At 42.9% G+C, this 18,005-nt stretch carries 14 protein-coding genes, 10 tRNA genes and 3 rRNA genes; 21 read left to right on the top strand and 6 right to left on the bottom strand.

The genetic code is table 11. The features are described from left to right. Positions 1-329 precede the first annotated feature (329 nt). The 3 genes from QNH20_RS00910 to QNH20_RS00920 are packed head-to-tail and all read right to left on the bottom strand — an operon-like array spanning position 330 to position 2,442. The gene (locus tag QNH20_RS00910; protein WP_283921091.1) at positions 330-677 is read right to left on the bottom strand and encodes a VOC family protein; all 348 of its coding nucleotides are present in this window, start codon (positions 675-677) and stop codon (positions 330-332) included. 14 nt (positions 678-691) lie between these two features. Beyond that, a complete protein-coding gene (locus QNH20_RS00915) occupies positions 692-1,723 on the bottom strand; it encodes an S-adenosylmethionine:tRNA ribosyltransferase-isomerase (RefSeq protein WP_283921092.1) in 1,032 nt (343 codons plus the stop codon). Positions 1,724-1,728: 5 nt separating this feature from the next. Then, positions 1,729-2,442: an SDR family NAD(P)-dependent oxidoreductase gene (locus tag QNH20_RS00920; RefSeq protein WP_283921093.1), complete on the bottom strand. Its 714-nt coding sequence runs from the start codon at positions 2,440-2,442 to the stop codon at positions 1,729-1,731. A 383-nt stretch (positions 2,443-2,825) separates the two neighbouring features. On the opposite strand from QNH20_RS00920, the gene QNH20_RS00925 reads away from it, so the two are divergent. From QNH20_RS00925 to QNH20_RS00935, 3 genes are all read left to right on the top strand, one after another. Then, positions 2,826-3,269 (top strand): YbaK family protein, encoded by a 444-nt coding sequence (locus QNH20_RS00925; protein WP_283921094.1) that lies wholly within the window; start codon positions 2,826-2,828, stop codon positions 3,267-3,269. Between the two features lie 282 nt (positions 3,270-3,551). Beyond that, positions 3,552-4,283: an N-acetylmuramoyl-L-alanine amidase CwlD gene (gene cwlD / locus QNH20_RS00930; RefSeq protein ID WP_283921095.1), complete on the top strand. Its 732-nt coding sequence runs from the start codon at positions 3,552-3,554 to the stop codon at positions 4,281-4,283. A 148-nt stretch (positions 4,284-4,431) separates the two neighbouring features. Then, entirely contained in the window at positions 4,432-5,484 is a 1,053-nt protein-coding gene (locus QNH20_RS00935; protein WP_283921096.1) for an Mrp/NBP35 family ATP-binding protein, read from the top strand. Positions 5,485-5,534: 50 nt separating this feature from the next. Here QNH20_RS00935 and gerD read toward each other — a convergent pair whose 3' ends face one another. Further along, on the bottom strand, positions 5,535-6,143 hold the full coding sequence (gerD, locus tag QNH20_RS00940) for a spore germination lipoprotein GerD (protein ID WP_283921097.1): 609 nt from the start codon (positions 6,141-6,143) through the stop codon (positions 5,535-5,537). A gap of 148 nt (positions 6,144-6,291) precedes the next feature. Here gerD and QNH20_RS00945 point away from each other — a divergent pair, with 148 nt between their 5' ends. After that, positions 6,292-6,972 carry a KinB-signaling pathway activation protein gene (locus tag QNH20_RS00945; protein ID WP_283921098.1) on the top strand — a complete coding sequence of 227 codons (681 nt, stop codon included), beginning with the start codon at positions 6,292-6,294 and terminating at the stop codon, positions 6,970-6,972. A 27-nt stretch (positions 6,973-6,999) separates the two neighbouring features. Here QNH20_RS00945 and pdaB read toward each other — a convergent pair whose 3' ends face one another. Continuing rightward, positions 7,000-7,752 (bottom strand): polysaccharide deacetylase family sporulation protein PdaB, encoded by a 753-nt coding sequence (gene pdaB / locus QNH20_RS00950; protein WP_283921099.1) that lies wholly within the window; start codon positions 7,750-7,752, stop codon positions 7,000-7,002. A gap of 137 nt (positions 7,753-7,889) precedes the next feature. Between pdaB and QNH20_RS00955 the strand changes: the two genes are divergently transcribed. The 15 genes from QNH20_RS00955 to rocF all read left to right on the top strand — a co-directional run bounded on the left by QNH20_RS00955 (position 7,890) and on the right by rocF (position 16,022). Beyond that, positions 7,890-8,120 (top strand): hypothetical protein, encoded by a 231-nt coding sequence (locus tag QNH20_RS00955; RefSeq protein WP_283921100.1) that lies wholly within the window; start codon positions 7,890-7,892, stop codon positions 8,118-8,120. Positions 8,121-8,387: 267 nt separating this feature from the next. Further along, positions 8,388-9,937: ribosomal RNA gene (locus QNH20_RS00960) — 16S ribosomal RNA — on the top strand. A 200-nt stretch (positions 9,938-10,137) separates the two neighbouring features. After that, positions 10,138-13,073 (top strand): 23S ribosomal RNA (locus QNH20_RS00965). Positions 13,074-13,191: 118 nt separating this feature from the next. Beyond that, positions 13,192-13,307: ribosomal RNA gene (gene rrf / locus QNH20_RS00970) — 5S ribosomal RNA — on the top strand. Together the 16S, 23S and 5S rRNA genes with 10 tRNA genes alongside form the textbook arrangement of a ribosomal RNA operon. A gap of 14 nt (positions 13,308-13,321) precedes the next feature. Next, a tRNA-Asn gene (locus QNH20_RS00975) sits at positions 13,322-13,396 on the top strand. Between the two features lie 28 nt (positions 13,397-13,424). Further along, positions 13,425-13,497, top strand: a tRNA-Thr gene (locus QNH20_RS00980). A gap of 20 nt (positions 13,498-13,517) precedes the next feature. Beyond that, positions 13,518-13,592 (top strand) — tRNA-Glu (locus QNH20_RS00985). Positions 13,593-13,596: 4 nt separating this feature from the next. After that, positions 13,597-13,672 (top strand) — tRNA-Val (locus QNH20_RS00990). 21 nt (positions 13,673-13,693) lie between these two features. Then, positions 13,694-13,769 (top strand) — tRNA-Thr (locus QNH20_RS00995). Between the two features lie 110 nt (positions 13,770-13,879). Beyond that, positions 13,880-13,964 (top strand) — tRNA-Tyr (locus QNH20_RS01000). Between the two features lie 49 nt (positions 13,965-14,013). Next, a tRNA-Gln gene (locus QNH20_RS01005) sits at positions 14,014-14,088 on the top strand. Position 14,089: 1 nt separating this feature from the next. Beyond that, positions 14,090-14,162 (top strand) — tRNA-Lys (locus QNH20_RS01010). Positions 14,163-14,221: 59 nt separating this feature from the next. After that, positions 14,222-14,296, top strand: a tRNA-Gly gene (locus tag QNH20_RS01015). A gap of 8 nt (positions 14,297-14,304) precedes the next feature. Further along, positions 14,305-14,380, top strand: a tRNA-Ala gene (locus QNH20_RS01020). 742 nt (positions 14,381-15,122) lie between these two features. Then, positions 15,123-16,022, top strand: a complete 900-nt coding sequence (gene rocF / locus QNH20_RS01025; protein ID WP_283921101.1) for an arginase — start codon at positions 15,123-15,125, stop codon at positions 16,020-16,022. 123 nt (positions 16,023-16,145) lie between these two features. Here the strand turns inward: rocF and QNH20_RS01030 are convergent, their stop codons facing one another. Beyond that, entirely contained in the window at positions 16,146-16,304 is a 159-nt protein-coding gene (locus QNH20_RS01030) for an aspartyl-phosphate phosphatase Spo0E family protein (RefSeq protein ID WP_283921102.1), read from the bottom strand. A 186-nt stretch (positions 16,305-16,490) separates the two neighbouring features. Between QNH20_RS01030 and sigW the strand changes: the two genes are divergently transcribed. Then, positions 16,491-17,054: an RNA polymerase sigma factor SigW gene (gene sigW / locus QNH20_RS01035; protein ID WP_283921103.1), complete on the top strand. Its 564-nt coding sequence runs from the start codon at positions 16,491-16,493 to the stop codon at positions 17,052-17,054. 18 nt (positions 17,055-17,072) lie between these two features. Further along, positions 17,073-17,696, top strand: a complete 624-nt coding sequence (rsiW, locus tag QNH20_RS01040) for an anti-sigma-W factor RsiW (protein WP_283921104.1) — start codon at positions 17,073-17,075, stop codon at positions 17,694-17,696. The last annotated feature ends 309 nt before the right edge of the window (positions 17,697-18,005 follow it).

Below are 18,005 nucleotides of genomic sequence, written 5' to 3' on the forward strand. Positions count from 1 at the left end.
CAAGAGCAAAGTCCTTCATAAATTCGATGAAGGCCAAATCTCGGTAAGGAAGCAAGAGAAAAGTCCTTCATAAGGTAGATGAAGGCCAAATCCCGGTAAGAAAGCAAGAGAAAAGTCCTTCATAAAGTCGATGAAGGCCAAATCTCGGCAAAGAAGCAAGAGAAAAGTGCTTCATAAGGAAGATGAAGGCCAAATCTCGGTAAGGAAGCAAGAGAAAAGTCCTTCATAAGGTAGATGAAGGTCAAATCTCAGTAAGGGAGCAAGAGAAAAGTCCTTCATTCATTATGCCCCCCTAAAAGAGAAAGCTCCTACTGGTAGCACCGGTTTACCTAAACAGGTCTTACCTGCAAAAACTCAATGATTTCCTGATCGGGTCCTTCAAAAAAGACTGTCTCCCAGCCATTTTGAAGCTTGTATGGTCCTTCTATTTTTCTAATGTCATTCAAACGGTTCATCACTTCATGGAGGTTGCTTACCTCAAAACAAATATGAGTTGTTTTATCGTTCTTATGTTGCCCAGAGATCAACTCAAGCCTAAAGTCGTCTGAAGCAAGAAACACAATCTCTTCCCCCATGAAAAATAATCGTTTTTCTTCCTTAAGTTCCAAGTATTTTTTGTAAAAAGCGATAGACTTCTCTATATTGTTCACTTCAAGTGCATAATGGTGAAAACGCATGTATGGGCCTCCGATCATATAATGAGATTCATATCCCCAAACTCATGCCATAAATAGCAGTCTTCAATTGCTTGTTCATAGGCCTGAAACAAATGCTGTTCGGATACAAAGGCGGACAGCATATCGAGGTGGCTGGCCTTCGGTTCATGAAAACCAGTAATGATTCCATCTGCAATTTTTAAAGGATAATGTTGATCGATATATAGATTCGTCAATCCAGATAGCTCTCCGTTCGTAGCTGCACTCTCAAGAGCCCTGACTACAGTCGTACCAACCGCTATTACTTTTCTGCCGGATGCTTTCGTCTCGAGAATCATTTCCATTGTACGGTCAGAGATATGATACTCCTCCTCATTCTCTTCGGGTGTCTGGATCCATTGGTCATCAAGCAAATAGCTTAATCCTGTATGCAGCTGGATATAATCAACCTGTATGTCTTTACGAATCAGCTTAAATAGCAGCTCCCAGCTAAATGCCCTGCCTGCCGAGGGCATCTCCACTGAGCCCGGATGGCTGGCAAAAACCGTTTGATAGTAATCCAAGTCCCATGGATGATCAATATATTCATATCGTACCGGTTCACCAAGAGCATAAATGATATTGAATAGGTCCGTTCCTTTTTTAGTAAACTTAATGATTTTTAGTGGGGAATTTTCTTTTTCAGCTATCACCGTTGCTGACAATTCAGGTGAAAATTGCAGTATATCGCCCGTTTTTACAGGATTTGCTACGATTAGCGCTTCCCAAGTATCCTCACCACGGCGCCTTGCCAAACGGACTTCAATCCTTGGTGCTAGGTGAATGGCGTTTCTAAGCCATTCAGCCTGTAAAACCGCAGGAATGGTTCGGCTATTATTTAAAATAACCAGATCCCCGGGATGGAGATAATTTGTCAAGTGAAAGAAACGGTCATGCCTGATTTGTCCTGTAGACCTGCTCAGAACCATCATCCGTACATGATCCCTTCGTATGCCCCGTTTTTCAGGGGGATGGGAAGCATTCAGTTCATCGGGAAGAAAAAAATCCAACGCTTTTGTCGCTGCCATCCTTCTTACACACCCTCTGACTGGGCCGCAAAACGCTGGCCATTAATTTCTGCAGCCTTATCCGAGGCAAGATATAAAAATATGTCAACTACATCCTCCGGCATAGCCAATGGGTAATCACAATTTGGAACGGCTAATTTGTGCATGTCTGTGTCCATTTCTCCCGGATCGACCATGTTGACCCGGACATTGGTTTCACTCAATTCATTTGCCCACGTTTGGGTGAGACCCTCAACGGCAAATTTTGATATCCCATATGCGCCCCAACCCGCAAAGCCCGTATGACCGGCTTCAGATGTCACATTGATAATCGATCCAACATTCTGCTCAAGCATTCCCGGTATCACTCTTCTTGTTACGAGAAATGGCGAAACCGCATTCACTCGAAGCACCTCACAAAAGTCCTCTTCAGGGTAATCGAGGAGCAATGGCATTGGACTTGGCCCTAAAATAGAGGCATTATTAATCAGGACATCAATATGGCCATATTCTTTCTCCGCCATCGCAACGAATCGTTCCACATCCCTTGACTTGGAAATATCAGCAGTAACCGCCAACACTTCAGCACCTAAGCGCTCAGTTGCATCCTTTACCATCAGCAGTTTTTCTTCTGATCTAGCGCATATTGCTAACTTAGCTCCTTCTTTTGCAAATGCCAACGTTAACGCTTTACCTAAACCTTTAGATGCTCCAGTAATCATTACAACTTTATTTTTCATAAATGTTATCTCCCCTTCATTACTTGATGTCTTAAGCATATCGGTTTCTTCCAAGTCCTCCCTCAGAAAAAAGCTTGAACTTTATCTACAACTTTTGACTGAAAAAGTGAACCAATTTAGTTGTAAAGAGTTTTGTTTTGAAGTGCTTCTATTGTCGCCAAAAGGGGTCATTGGAGCCCGAAGCAGTAAAAAAAGAAAGGGAAGGGTCGCCAATAGGGGGTGTGTCCTGACGCCAATTATTTCGTTACTCAATGGAAAATTAAACTCGGGAGGAGCTGTCAAATAATCGTATCCGTATATAAAAATTGGCAGTGGAAAATAGTCAAGCCGTTGCATTTCTTATGAACGCGGGATAAAAACTAGTTCTAAGAGGTGAAAATGAAGTGACTGTGATTACAACCTTTAAAGAAAGAAAACGGGAAAAACAAATAAAATACGAACGCTCCGTCCTTAAGGAGTTATCGATCAATACGTTGAAAGAAAGAGTACGACAATACTTTGGATCGACAAGAATTGCCTCAAGCTTTGTTATGAATACAGGAATAGAAGAAGCTTGTTACGATGTTGCCCTAGAAGCTTTTCTGTTAGGGGCGAAATTCAGCAAGTTTGGTTATTATGGGGAAGATATGGAAGCAGTGCGTTTACGCTGCTTTAAAGAAGAAAAACACCTAATTGATACGCTATACAACTTTTTACTCTATTGGGGAAGTGAAGAAGAAGGTACGATGAGCGAGTCGCTTTATTATCTATGTGAACAATATATCCATGTCTGGTGGCGTGAGGGATACGAAAAAGGCCAAAGACGCCTCAAGCTCCGACTTCATTAATACGATATAAAATATTCCTTTTGATTGTTAACTGTCTAGCTGCAGCGCCTAGGGGGCTTGGGTCAATAATAAGCGTGCCTGGTTCCGGGCTCCTTGGGACGAGAGTCGTAAGCCACCTCCTGAAAAAGGCAAAAAGCGACTTCTTGTAAGGGATTTTTTACGCCTTCGTCCCAAAACAGTCGCCTCCACATTTCAATCAAGCCGTCTCCGCTTTTGTTTCTTCCTGTTCTAAAAAAGATCCCTGTTCCATATATATTATTGAACATGGACGAGCGGGAAGGAATGATTTGGGTGTTAAAGCGAAAATGGAAAATGATCATCTTTATTGTGGGATTAATTGTGTTATTTTTTATATTACAACACGATTTTACTGAAAATAACTCATGGAAGACGTGGAATCTTCCATTGTCGGGGAAGATTATTTTATTAGATGCAGGCCATGGAGGACCGGATGGCGGTGCAGGAACAGGAAAAATCCTGGAAAAGGACATAGCCCTAGATATTACTAAAAAAGTTCGAGATTACCTTCAAGAGCAAGGGGCATTGGTCGTTATGACAAGGGAAAAGGATGTAGATTTAGCCGACAGTGATACGAGGGGCTATAGCCGAAGAAAAGTAGAGGACTTAAAAAAACGATTAAAGATGATCAATAAATCCGATAATGACCTATTTGTCAGCATCCATTTAAATGCGATTCCATCTGCAAGATGGAGAGGGGCTCAAACCTTTTATGCCCCGCATCATAAGGAAAATGCCAGGGCGGCTAAATTTATCCAAGAAGAGCTGCGCAATAACTTGGAAAATACAACCCGGAAAGCCAAGCCAATTAATCAAGTATATATTTTAAAACATGCTAAAAAGCCGGGTGTATTAGTTGAGGTTGGTTTTCTCTCAAATCCGGCAGAAAAGGCATTATTAAAAAAGGATTCCTATCAAGAAAAAGTAGCAGCATCTATAAATAATGGAATTATGCGTTATTTTACGAATGAAAAGGAACTAAAAGAAAAAGATTAACCGGGGGTGGAAACACCTTCCATTTTTATGTTGTGAAGGTTATTAATTTTACTATAGGTTTAATAGTGTGATTAAGGTAACTGTTTCCTTGTTGGCTTATGGTATACTGAAAGGTGGAAATGAATTCATAAGGTGAGGTGTCTTTTTTATGTTAACTGATGTGAAAATCCGTGAGGTTCTTGGCGGTCTGAAAGAACCATTTTTACATAAAACATTAGCAGAGCTAAATGCAATTGAGGAAATTAAAATTAAAGAAGAAAAAAACCATGTTAGTGTAAAGGTCGCAATTGCTAGGACTGGAACAAGCGAACAGCTTCAGCTGCAAACTCAAATTGTTAACCTATTAAAAGAAGCCGGTGCAGCAACCGTTGGCATCCGTTTTAGCCAGCTTTCAGAAGAGGTGCTAGCTGCAAACCGTCACTCAGAGCCTGAAAAAGAAAAGAATCTTCTCAATTCGACAGATACAACCTTCATTGCGATTGCCAGCGGAAAAGGCGGAGTAGGGAAATCAACGGTTTCTGTTAACCTTGCCGTAGCATTAGCCCGTTTAGGGAAAAAGGTAGGTCTGATTGATGCGGATATTTACGGTTTCAGTGTGCCTGATATGATGGGGATTACCAAACGGCCTGTTGTCCGCGGAGAAAAGATTATCCCTGTAGAACGTTTTGGAGTTCAGGTTATTTCGATGGGCTTTTTTGTTGAAGATAATGCTCCAATCATCTGGCGCGGTCCTATGCTCGGAAAAATGTTAAACAGTTTCTTCAATGAAGTAGAATGGGGAGACATTGATTATTTACTATTAGACTTACCACCAGGAACGGGAGATGTTGCACTAGACGTTCATACGATGCTCCCTGCATGTAAAGAAATTATTGTCACCACACCGCATCCAACTGCTGCATTTGTTGCCGCTCGTGCGGGTGCAATGGCTTTACGGACTGAGCATGAGGTACTTGGTGTTGTTGAGAATATGGCATACTTTGAAAGTAAGGTCACAGGCGAAAAGGAATATGTCTTTGGCCGTGGCGGCGGAGATAAGTTAGTCGAAGAATTAAATACAGAACTTCTTGGACGCTTGCCGCTTGACCAGCCTGATTGGAACGATGATGACTTTGCTCCATCCGTTTATCAGGAAGATCACCAAATTGGAAAAATTTATTTAGAAATTGCTGAAAAAGTGGCAAGCCTGCTCAAAAAGTAAAGAAAAAAGGCCTCTTCCCTATGTTAAGAAGAGGCCTTTCTCTTTTATAATTAGCTACCACCAGATTTTTGGTCGCTACTGGATTGTTCTCCACCCTTGCTAGATTTCCCTTTTGTTTCCTCTGCTGCTTTTAAGAGCAATTCTTCCATTTTCGCTTTAAAAAGCGGACTGTCAATCGTTTCTGAAATGACCTTTTGCAGATGTTCGCGATATTCTTTGCTTTTTAAGGCATCCGTCAACTCTTTTTGGATTTCTGGCTCTTTAAAAACCTCGATCATCATACCTCTATATTCAGGGTCATTCATTAATTCCTTTAGTAATTTTTCGTTCTCGGATCGCATGTTTTTTGCAACACCTTGAGCAAACTTTGGATCACTAAATGTCTTTTTCCAAAACTCAGTGGCTTTATCCGAAGATAACGTCTGTTGGATGGTGTCAGCGACAACCTGTTGGTCCATAACAAGTTTTTCCTTCATCTTATCATCGGACATCACGTCTTGAATGGCTTTTTTACCATCATCTGTCTTAAGAATATCCACGACCATTTTTTTCGTTTGATCATAATCAATCTGCCCTGTGCTGCTTATGTCATTAGAAGAAGAGCAGCTTGTTAGAAGTATCATTATAGGCAGGAGGAGCAACATCCTTTTTCCTCTCATTTTCAAGCTCCTTTCAGATATAAATCCTTAATTTTAGGATGAAGAAAATAGAGGGAGATTATTCGTTAGTAAATCAAATTATGGATTTTTCACATTTTGCTTGGTACAATCAGTATGGAATTACTTTGATACTTTGGGGGTTTCTATTGTGACAAGCCGAAATTTGGTAAAACTGTTTAAGAATACATTATTAGTTGGCGGGGTCACGACAGTTATTGTGGGATTATTTGTACGCTGGCATGAGTTGCAGCCTTTTTTTGTTGATTTTAAAATATTGGATATTATTTCGGCAATCGTCTGGTTAATGGTAATGGGTTTTCTCTTTAGTGTTATCAGCCAAATGGGCTTTTTTGCATATTTAACGATCCACCGTTTTGGATTAGGTATCTTTAAATCGGTTTCCTTATGGAATGCTGTTCAAATTGTCCTTATTCTTTTTGGCTTATTTGATCTCGTTTATTTACGTTATACAAACTTTGCTAAAACGGGTGATTCTATTCTTCCTTATTTGGTTCCAGCTCTTCTTCTATTGGTAGTCGGGCTAGCAGTAGCATGGCTAAAAAGCAAAGAAACCAACCGAGAAGCGTTTATTCCTGCTGTATTCTTTATGATTGTCGTCACATTAGTGGAGTGGGTACCTGTTTTACGGGAAAATGCTGAGAACTGGTTCTATTTAATGGCGTTTGCCTTAATGGCTTGCAATGCTTACCAAATATTAATCCTTCATAAATTAAATGCACAATCTGAGCAGGAAAGACAGCAACGCTTAAAGCAAAAAGAAGGAAAAACAATTAATAATAAAAAAATGAACAAAAAACCGTCCATCTAATTGAGTTGACGGTTTTTTTTCTTATTCTTACTTAATTTCTTTTGATTGGACGTCTCCGTTTGCGATCATTTCTGAAACCGACACTAGCTTTAAACCTTTATTACGAATATCAGCCAAAATCAGCGGCAATGCTTTTGCTGTTTGTTTAGCTGAATCGGATGCATGAAGAAGAATAATATCGCCATTATCTGCCTTTTTTACATTTTCTACGATTTTTCCAACCCCTGGATTTTGCCAATCCTTTGAATCAATTTTCCAATGGACAACTGTATATCCATATCTTTTGGCTATTTTTAAGGTGCGCTCATCGAAATGCCCTGTTGGTGCACGTAAAAGCTTTATATCTTTAACATTAAGCTTTTTAAAGGATTCTTGTGCTTTTGATATATCTTTAGCGATTTGACCATCTTCTGAATCCTGGTAATCCACATAATCGTAACCAAGAATCCCAATTTCATAACCATCTTTTACGATTCGACTAACAATGTCGGGGTGCCGTTCTGCCCAAGATCCTGCTAGGAAGAAAGTGGCCGACTTAACATTTTCCTTTTTTAATGTATCTAAAATTGGTTCTGCCTTTTCATCTCCCCAGCCAATATTAAATGTAAGTGCAAGATCTTTTTCACCTCGATAAATAGCTTTAGAGCCCTCCTTGGTTGAAAAAACAGTAATCTGTGCCATGTTCTCTATATAGAGAAACCAAGCTGTAAAAAAAGCAGCAATTAATATAAGTATTACGTTCTTTAAAGCCTTCCCGTTTAATACAAAAAAGATATTCATCCTTCCCACCTCGTCCACTACTATCCTTGTCTCATACCTATGTTTGAATTCTTATTAATATGATTAAAGAATAAATAATAAAATTTCAATAATTGGAAAAGACTACTATAACTAGAAATTTTACTGGAGGTTATTCAATGTTTGGACTTCTAATAAACGAGAAAGAAGTAAAAGAAATGGAATACCTTATCAAAAGAGAAATGGATGAAATACTATTTGATTTAAAGGATGAACGAATTGATCATATTGTAAAAATAGCAATGGAGGAGAGATATAAAATTCTTTTTGCATTATTTAGAAGGGTTGCAACACCTCATGAATGCTTAAAATATATGAGGAGATGTAAGAGGGACAGAAAGAAAGGGTAAGAAAAGAACTTCAACAATTTTTTATAAAAATCCGTTGACAACTATATATAATCTTGTTATAGTAATAAACGTCGCTGCTGACAGTAAAAAAAACACTTAAAAAAAGTTGTTGACATTACGATTGGCAGATGATATATTTAAAAAGTCGCTTTTGGGCGATTGAATAAAATTGTTCTTTGAAAACTAAACAAACAAAAACGTCAACAAACAATAATATTAGTTTCAATTGAAACTAAGCCAACGTTTTATTTTATGAGCTAATCAACTTTCTTGGAGAGTTTGATCCTGGCTCAGGACGAACGCTGGCGGCGTGCCTAATACATGCAAGTCGAGCGAATCAATAGGAGCTTGCTCCTGTTGGTTAGCGGCGGACGGGTGAGTAACACGTGGGCAACCTGCCTGTAAGACTGGGATAACTTCGGGAAACCGGAGCTAATACCGGATAATCCTTTTCCTTACATGAGGAAAAGCTGAAAGTCGGTTTCGGCTGACACTTACAGATGGGCCCGCGGCGCATTAGCTAGTTGGTGAGGTAACGGCTCACCAAGGCGACGATGCGTAGCCGACCTGAGAGGGTGATCGGCCACACTGGGACTGAGACACGGCCCAGACTCCTACGGGAGGCAGCAGTAGGGAATCTTCCACAATGGACGAAAGTCTGATGGAGCAACGCCGCGTGAGCGATGAAGGCCTTCGGGTCGTAAAGCTCTGTTGTTAGGGAAGAACAAGTACCGGAGTAACTGCCGGTACCTTGACGGTACCTAACCAGAAAGCCACGGCTAACTACGTGCCAGCAGCCGCGGTAATACGTAGGTGGCAAGCGTTGTCCGGAATTATTGGGCGTAAAGCGCGCGCAGGCGGTCCTTTAAGTCTGATGTGAAAGCCCACGGCTCAACCGTGGAGGGTCATTGGAAACTGGGGGACTTGAGTGCAGAAGAGGAAAGCGGAATTCCACGTGTAGCGGTGAAATGCGTAGAGATGTGGAGGAACACCAGTGGCGAAGGCGGCTTTCTGGTCTGTAACTGACGCTGAGGCGCGAAAGCGTGGGGAGCAAACAGGATTAGATACCCTGGTAGTCCACGCCGTAAACGATGAGTGCTAAGTGTTAGAGGGTTTCCGCCCTTTAGTGCTGCAGCTAACGCATTAAGCACTCCGCCTGGGGAGTACGGCCGCAAGGCTGAAACTCAAAGGAATTGACGGGGGCCCGCACAAGCGGTGGAGCATGTGGTTTAATTCGAAGCAACGCGAAGAACCTTACCAGGTCTTGACATCCTCTGACAATCCTAGAGATAGGACGTTCCCCTTCGGGGGACAGAGTGACAGGTGGTGCATGGTTGTCGTCAGCTCGTGTCGTGAGATGTTGGGTTAAGTCCCGCAACGAGCGCAACCCTTGATCTTAGTTGCCAGCATTCAGTTGGGCACTCTAAGGTGACTGCCGGTGACAAACCGGAGGAAGGTGGGGATGACGTCAAATCATCATGCCCCTTATGACCTGGGCTACACACGTGCTACAATGGATGGTACAAAGGGCTGCGAAACCGCAAGGTTAAGCCAATCCCATAAAACCATTCTCAGTTCGGATTGTAGGCTGCAACTCGCCTACATGAAGCCGGAATCGCTAGTAATCGCGGATCAGCATGCCGCGGTGAATACGTTCCCGGGCCTTGTACACACCGCCCGTCACACCACGAGAGTTTGTAACACCCGAAGTCGGTGGGGTAACCGTAAGGAGCCAGCCGCCTAAGGTGGGACAGATGATTGGGGTGAAGTCGTAACAAGGTAGCCGTATCGGAAGGTGCGGCTGGATCACCTCCTTTCTAAGGATATAAGCTGGACATATGAGCCAGACAAAATAGTTTGTTTGATTGTTTTCTGTTTGTTTAGTTTTGAGGGAGCAATTCTCTCGAAACTTTTTTGTTCCTTGAAAACTAGATAATCGTAAGAAGAAGCAAAGTAAACATCGAGTAATCGCCATTTTAGTTTTCTCTCTATTTTTAATAGAGAAATAAACCTTTTAGGTTAAGTTAGAAAGGGCGCACGGTGAATGCCTTGGCACTAGGAGCCGATGAAGGACGGGACTAACACCGATATGCTTCGGGGAGCTGTAAGTAAGCTTTGATCCGGAGATTTCCGAATGGGGGAACCCACTGTTCGTAATGGAACAGTATCTTTACCTGAATACATAGGGTATTGAAGGCATACCCGGGGAACTGAAACATCTAAGTACCCGGAGGAAGAGAAAGCAAACGCGATTCCCTGAGTAGCGGCGAGCGAAACGGGACATAGCCCAAACCAAGAGGCTTGCCTCTTGGGGTTGTAGGACACTCTACATGGAGTTACAAAGGAACGGGGTAAATGAAGCGACCTGGAAAGGTCCGTCATAGAAGGTAAAAGCCCTGTAGTTGAAACTTCGTTCCCTCCTGAGTGGATCCTGAGTACGGCCGGACACGTGAAATCCGGTCGGAAGCAGGGAGGACCATCTCCCAAGGCTAAATACTCCCTAGTGACCGATAGTGAACCAGTACCGTGAGGGAAAGGTGAAAAGCACCCCGGAAGGGGAGTGAAATAGTTCCTGAAACCGTGTGCCTACAAGTAGTTAGAGCCCGTTTATGGGTGATAGCGTGCCTTTTGTAGAATGAACCGGCGAGTTACGATTACATGCAAGGTTAAGTTGAAGAGACGGAGCCGCAGCGAAAGCGAGTCTGAATAGGGCGAATGAGTATGTGGTCGTAGACCCGAAACCAGGTGATCTACCCATGTCCAGGGTGAAGTCCAGGTAACACTGGATGGAGGCCCGAACCCACGCACGTTGAAAAGTGCGGGGATGAGGTGTGGGTAGCGGAGAAATTCCAATCGAACTTGGAGATAGCTGGTTCTCTCCGAAATAGCTTTAGGGCTAGCCTCACGTAGTTAGAGTCTTGGAGGTAGAGCACTGTTTGGACTAGGGGCCCTCATCGGGTTACCGAATTCAGACAAACTCCGAATGCCAAAGACTTATCCGTGGGAGTCAGACTGCGAGTGATAAGATCCGTAGTCAAAAGGGAAACAGCCCAGACCACCAGCTAAGGTCCCAAAGTATACGTTAAGTGGAAAAGGATGTGGAGTTGCTTAGACAACCAGGATGTTGGCTTAGAAGCAGCCACCATTTAAAGAGTGCGTAATAGCTCACTGGTCGAGTGACTCTGCGCCGAAAATGTACCGGGGCTAAACGTATCACCGAAGCTGTGGATTGACACCGTAGGTGTCAGTGGTAGGAGAGCGTTCTAAGGGCGTTGAAGCTAGACCGTAAGGACTGGTGGAGCGCTTAGAAGTGAGAATGCCGGTATGAGTAGCGAAAGATGAGTGAGAATCTCATCCACCGTATGCCTAAGGTTTCCTGAGGAAGGCTCGTCCGCTCAGGGTTAGTCGGGACCTAAGCCGAGGCCGAAAGGCGTAGGCGATGGACAACAGGTTGATATTCCTGTACCACCTCTTTATCGTTTGAGTGATGGGGGGACGCAGGAGGATAGGGTAAGCGCGCTGTTGGATATGCGCGTCTAAGCAGTTAGGCTGGTAAGTAGGAAAATCCGCTTACCATAAAGGCTGAGCTGTGACAGCGAGGGAAATATAGTACCGAAGTTCCTGATTCCACACTGCCAAGAAAAGCCTCTAGCGAGATAAAAGGTGCCCGTACCGCAAACCGACACAGGTAGGCGAGGAGAGAATCCTAAGGTGAGCGAGAGAACTCTCGTTAAGGAACTCGGCAAAATGACCCCGTAACTTCGGGAGAAGGGGTGCTCTTTGGGGTTCATAGCCTCGAAGAGCCGCAGTGAATAGGCCCAGGCGACTGTTTAGCAAAAACACAGGTCTCTGCGAAGCCGCAAGGCGAAGTATAGGGGCTGACGCCTGCCCGGTGCTGGAAGGTTAAGAGGAGGGGTTAGCGCAAGCGAAGCTCTGAATCGAAGCCCCAGTAAACGGCGGCCGTAACTATAACGGTCCTAAGGTAGCGAAATTCCTTGTCGGGTAAGTTCCGACCCGCACGAAAGGCGTAACGATCTGGGCACTGTCTCAACGAGAGACTCGGTGAAATTATAGTACCTGTGAAGATGCAGGTTACCCGCGACAGGACGGAAAGACCCCGTGGAGCTTTACTGTAGCCTGATATTGAATTTTGGTACAGCTTGTACAGGATAGGTAGGAGCCGTAGAAACCGGAGCGCTAGCTTCGGTGGAGGCGTCGGTGGGATACTACCCTGGCTGTATTGAAATTCTAACCCGCACCCCTTATCGGGGTGGGAGACAGTGTCAGGTGGGCAGTTTGACTGGGGCGGTCGCCTCCTAAAGAGTAACGGAGGCGCCCAAAGGTTCCCTCAGAATGGTTGGAAATCATTCGTAGAGTGTAAAGGCACAAGGGAGCTTGACTGCGAGACCTACAAGTCGAGCAGGGACGAAAGTCGGGCTTAGTGATCCGGTGGTTCCGCATGGAAGGGCCATCGCTCAACGGATAAAAGCTACCCCGGGGATAACAGGCTTATCTCCCCCAAGAGTCCACATCGACGGGGAGGTTTGGCACCTCGATGTCGGCTCATCGCATCCTGGGGCTGTAGTCGGTCCCAAGGGTTGGGCTGTTCGCCCATTAAAGCGGTACGCGAGCTGGGTTCAGAACGTCGTGAGACAGTTCGGTCCCTATCCGTCGTGGGCGCAGGAAATTTGAGAGGAGCTGTCCTTAGTACGAGAGGACCGGGATGGACGCACCGCTGGTGTACCAGTTGTCTTGCCAAAGGCATCGCTGGGTAGCTATGTGCGGACGGGATAAGTGCTGAAAGCATCTAAGCATGAAGCCCCCCTCAAGATGAGATTTCCCATAGCGTCAAGCTAGTAAGATCCCTGAAAGATGATCAGGTTGATAGGTCAGAGGTGGAAGCATGGCGACATGTGGAGCTGACTGATACTAATCGATCGAGGACTTAACCAAGTTTTAAAGCGAACTCGTTTTTACACACTTCTTCTGCATTATCTAGTTTTGAGGGAATGAAAAATTTCTCTTGCAAAAAACAAAAAAGACATTATAATAAAATAGTGTCTAATAATAGTCTGGCAATAATGGCGAGAAGGTCACACCCGTTCCCATACCGAACACGGAAGTTAAGCTTCTCAGCGCCGATGGTAGTTGGGGCTTTGCCCCTGTGAGAGTAGGACGTTGCCAGGCTGTTATCATATTATTCCGCAGTAGCTCAGTGGTAGAGCTATCGGCTGTTAACCGATCGGTCGTAGGTTCGAGTCCTACCTGCGGAGCCATTTTTATCTAACTAAGAAGATCAGCTATGCTTCCATAGCTCAGTAGGTAGAGCACTTCCATGGTAAGGAAGAGGTCAGCGGTTCGAGCCCGCTTGGAAGCTTACCTATATTTATAAAATTCGGCCCCTTGGTCAAGCGGTTAAGACACCGCCCTTTCACGGCGGTAACACGGGTTCGAATCCCGTAGGGGTCACCATTTTGGAGGATTAGCTCAGCTGGGAGAGCATCTGCCTTACAAGCAGAGGGTCGGCGGTTCGATCCCGTCATCCTCCACCATAATATTATTACGTTAACAATGCCGGGGTAGCTCAATTGGTAGAGCAACTGACTTGTAATCAGTAGGTTGGGGGTTCAAGTCCTCTCGCCGGCACCATGTTTCTTACATCCTGAGTAGACTTCTACGGAAGCATGCGAAAATTCCCATAAGGGATTTTAAGCATCCACGAATGTATTTAGGAAAAAACGAGTTGTTCAACTTTATGTGGAGGGGTAGCGAAGTGGCTAAACGCGGCGGACTGTAAATCCGCTCCCTCCGGGTTCGGCGGTTCGAATCCGTCCCCCTCCACCATTCATATTTTTTAAAATGTTGGACATACTAGATATTATTACTTCTTTATTGGGCTATAGCCAAGCGGTAAGGCATCGCACTTTGACTGCGACATGCGTTGGTTCAAATCCAGCTAGCCCAGCCATGAGCCATTAGCTCAGTTGGTAGAGCATCTGACTTTTAATCAGAGGGTCGAAGGTTCGAGTCCTTCATGGCTCATATTTTCATATAGTAAAAACCCAGTTGATTTTAATCTTTGGGTTTTTATGTATGAATATGCGGAAGTAGTTCAGTGGTAGAACACCACCTTGCCAAGGTGGGGGTCGCGGGTTCGAATCCCGTCTTCCGCTCCAGTTTAATTGGGGCCTTAGCTCAGCTGGGAGAGCGCCTGCTTTGCACGCAGGAGGTCAGCGGTTCGATCCCGCTAGGCTCCACCATCACACTACATATTTGCCTTAAATCAGATTGCTGATTTAAGGCTTTTTTTATTGAAAAATATAAAGTTATAATTCAACTTCCTTTAAATATAGACATTGAAGACAAAACGGCTTCTTAGAACAGGGAAAGTGTCTTCAATAAGGCCGATTAGTTCTTCATAAGGAGGATGAAGGCCAAAAAAGATGGATTGCCAGGGAGATTAGTCCTTCATAAGGGGGATGAAGACCAAAAAAGAAAGGATGCTGGAGAGATTAGTCCTTCATAAGGGGGATGAAGGCCAAAAAAGATGGATTGCCAGGGAGATTAGTCCTTCATAAGGAGGATGAAGGCCAAAAAAGATGGATTGCCGGAGAGATTAGTCCTTCATAAAGGGGATGAAGACCAAAAAAGAAAGGATGCCGGAGAGATTAGTCCTTCATAAGGAGGATGAAGGCAAAAAATAGGTGGATTACTAGAAAAATGTGTTCATATGAAGGTCTATTAAATACAGATTTGAAGATATAGCAGAAAGGTTTGTCTTTAAGAAGGTCGATTGGGGACAAAAGGGCTTCTTAATATCGGAAAAGTGTTTCAAATAATAAGTTTAATAGTTTCTAATACTAGGTCTAACTCATTCGTAATAAATCAAAATTACCCCTAAGATAGATATTCCGCATATATATACACGGTTTTGTCGAGTTGAGTCATTTGGATGAAAGCGGTTAAAATAATAGATATTAAGGGTTAGGGGGAATGGGAACGATGAGTAAGAAGCTTTCGATTATTGGAATGCCGATGGATTTAGGCCAAATGAGGCGAGGGGTAGATATGGGACCGAGTGCAATCCGTTATGCGGGGATTAACGAACGACTTTCGCCCCTTTTTGATGAAATTCATGATTTAGGAGATATTCCAGTCGGTAGACCAGAAGTTGTGGTAGATCAAGATTCTAATCTGCGAAATTTAGATTTAGTTGCTGAAAAAACCGCCATGCTTGCAGAAAAAGTCGATGAGGCCGTTCAATCAGGTTCATTTCCACTTGTACTTGGTGGTGATCATAGCATTGCTATAGGAACATTAGCCGGTGTCTCAAAGCACTATAAAAACTTAGGGGTCATTTGGTATGATGCACATGGAGATTTGAACACATCTGAGACAAGTCCTTCGGGAAACATTCATGGTATGCCATTAGCATGCAGCATAGGATTGGGCCACAAAAAATTAACGGAAATCGGGGGCTATTTTCCGAAGGTTAAACCTGAGAATGTAGTTATAATTGGTGCTAGGTGTCTTGATGACGGTGAGAGACTATTAATAAAAGAAACAGGAATAAAAGTATATACGATGCATGAAATCGACCGGATGGGGATGGCAAAAGTAATGGAAGAAACCATTACTTATCTTAAGAAAAGAACCGATGGAGTTCACTTATCACTTGATTTAGATGGTTTAGACCCGAGCGAATGTCCTGGTGTAGGCACACCTGTGATGGGCGGTATCAGCTACCGGGAAAGCCATTTGGCAATGGAAATGCTTGAAGAGGCAAACATTATTACTTCAGCGGAATTTGTGGAAGTAAACCCAATCTTAGATGAAAAGAATAAAACAGCATCTATTGCAGTTGGGTTAATGGGTTCTTTATTTGGTGAAAAGCTTTTATAGAAAGGCTATGTTAAAGCTCTTGTTGATTTTGCCACTCTGTTGATTGGAGCGGATATTAACAGACATGTTTAACAGTAGATCCTATAGAAAAAAAGCAGCTGCATCTTAAACTATGCAGCTGCATTACTTTTTAAATTGATATAATTTATTTAATAAATGATCCAGTCTCCGGCTAGTTTCAAGTACCAGCTGATTGGCTAATGAAGTTTCAGATGCTATTCGGACCATTTCGTTTCGACAACTTTCTATTTCTTCCATTAATCCAGGAATAGGAGTCCCCATTTATGCCGCCTCATTCCTCGTTTTATTAACTGTATCTCCTTTTGGAAAAACTTTAAACTTATTTTACCCTTCTTTAGTAAATTTTTGTTAAAATTATAGGTATTGAGAAGTTTTTTCGTTCAAAACGAAACTTTTTTGCTAGCGATTCGTATTATCGTATAGCAGCATTGGAGCTGAGGAAATTTAATGGAAGCTATTGTAAAAAAGAGAATAAAACAAGTCATCAAAGGCGATCAGGATGCCTATGGTGAAATCGTTGAAATATATAAAAATAGTGTCTATCAGCTATGTTTCAGAATGCTTGGGAATCGGCATGAAGCAGAGGACATGGCGCAGGAGGCGTTTATCCGTGCCTATGTGAATATCCGTTCGTTTAACCAGGATTTAAAATTCTCCACATGGCTTTTTCGGATTGCAACCAATCTTTGTATTGATAGAATACGAAAAAAGAAACCAGATCATTATTTAGATGCAGAGGTGGCGGGAACAGAAGGGTTAACCATGTATTCTCAGGTTCCTTCCGATACTCCGCTGCCGGAGTCGGAAGTAGAAAGTTTAGAGCTGCATGAGACTGTACAGAAGGAAATATTAAAGTTACCGGAAAAATACCGTTCTCCGATTGTATTAAAATATATTGAAGAGTTGTCTTTAAATGAAATAAGTGAAATTCTTGATTTGCCTCTCGGAACGGTAAAAACAAGGATTCACCGTGGCCGAGAAGCATTAAGACAACAATTACGATATGTGTGATAAGAGGTGAAACCATAAATGTGTCCAGAACAAATCATCGAACTAATGCATGAATATTTAGACGAAGAAATTGAACCTGAAAAGGAAAGAGTATTAAGAGAACACCTCCAAAGCTGTAAAGAATGTGAAACAATTTTTAGTGAATTAAAAAAGACCATTGCCTTTGTAAAAAGTATTTCACATATGCAGGCTCCAGCCGATTTTACGGCAAATGTTTTGGCACATCTGCCAAAAGAAAAGAAAAAGGTTGGGATGCAGCGCTGGTTTAAGAATCATCCTATGCTTGCAGCCGCTTCCGTTTTCTTGATTTTAATGATGGGTAGTATATTTTCTACTTGGAGTCAAGATCGAGAGTTTTCGGTTTCGAAGCAAAAAAACTTAATCGTAAAAAATAATACTGTCATCGTTCCTGAAGGAGAAACAGTCAAGGGTGATGTTATCGTTCGCAATGGGAAATTGAAAATAGAAGGTGAAATTCAAGGTGATGTAACAGTCATCAATGGCGAAAAATATTTAGCCTCGGCAGGTCACGTAACGGGTCAAATTGAAGAAGTGAATGAAGTATTTGATTGGATTTGGTATCACATGAAAAGAACGGCCCAAGAGGTCATTAATATCTTTGACCAGCCTGAAACCCAATAAAAACAAATCACTCGTACTTGAGTGATTTGTTTTTTTAACCAGATGCCTATAATAGGTATAAGGTGTATTTATCCAGCATTAACGATCAGTAAGTCATTTTAAGATTTTAAAAGACTGAAAAACGTTAAATAGGAGATTAACTGCCTGTAAAAGCTCAATTGGTAAGATACAGGGAAAATTTGCCGATGTGTTTTTCATCGGTTTAGTTGAACTAATGTGTTCGTACTGTCTCTTTATCAAGTCGAAAGCCATGATATTAGAGAACGGGACTAAAGTCAGTGGAAGATGAAAAACCCCCGCTGATTGAAG

Origin of the sequence: Neobacillus sp. WH10 (genome assembly GCF_030123405.1) — a bacterium.
In the GTDB taxonomy this organism is placed as follows: Bacteria; Bacillota; Bacilli; order Bacillales; family Cytobacillaceae; genus Neobacillus.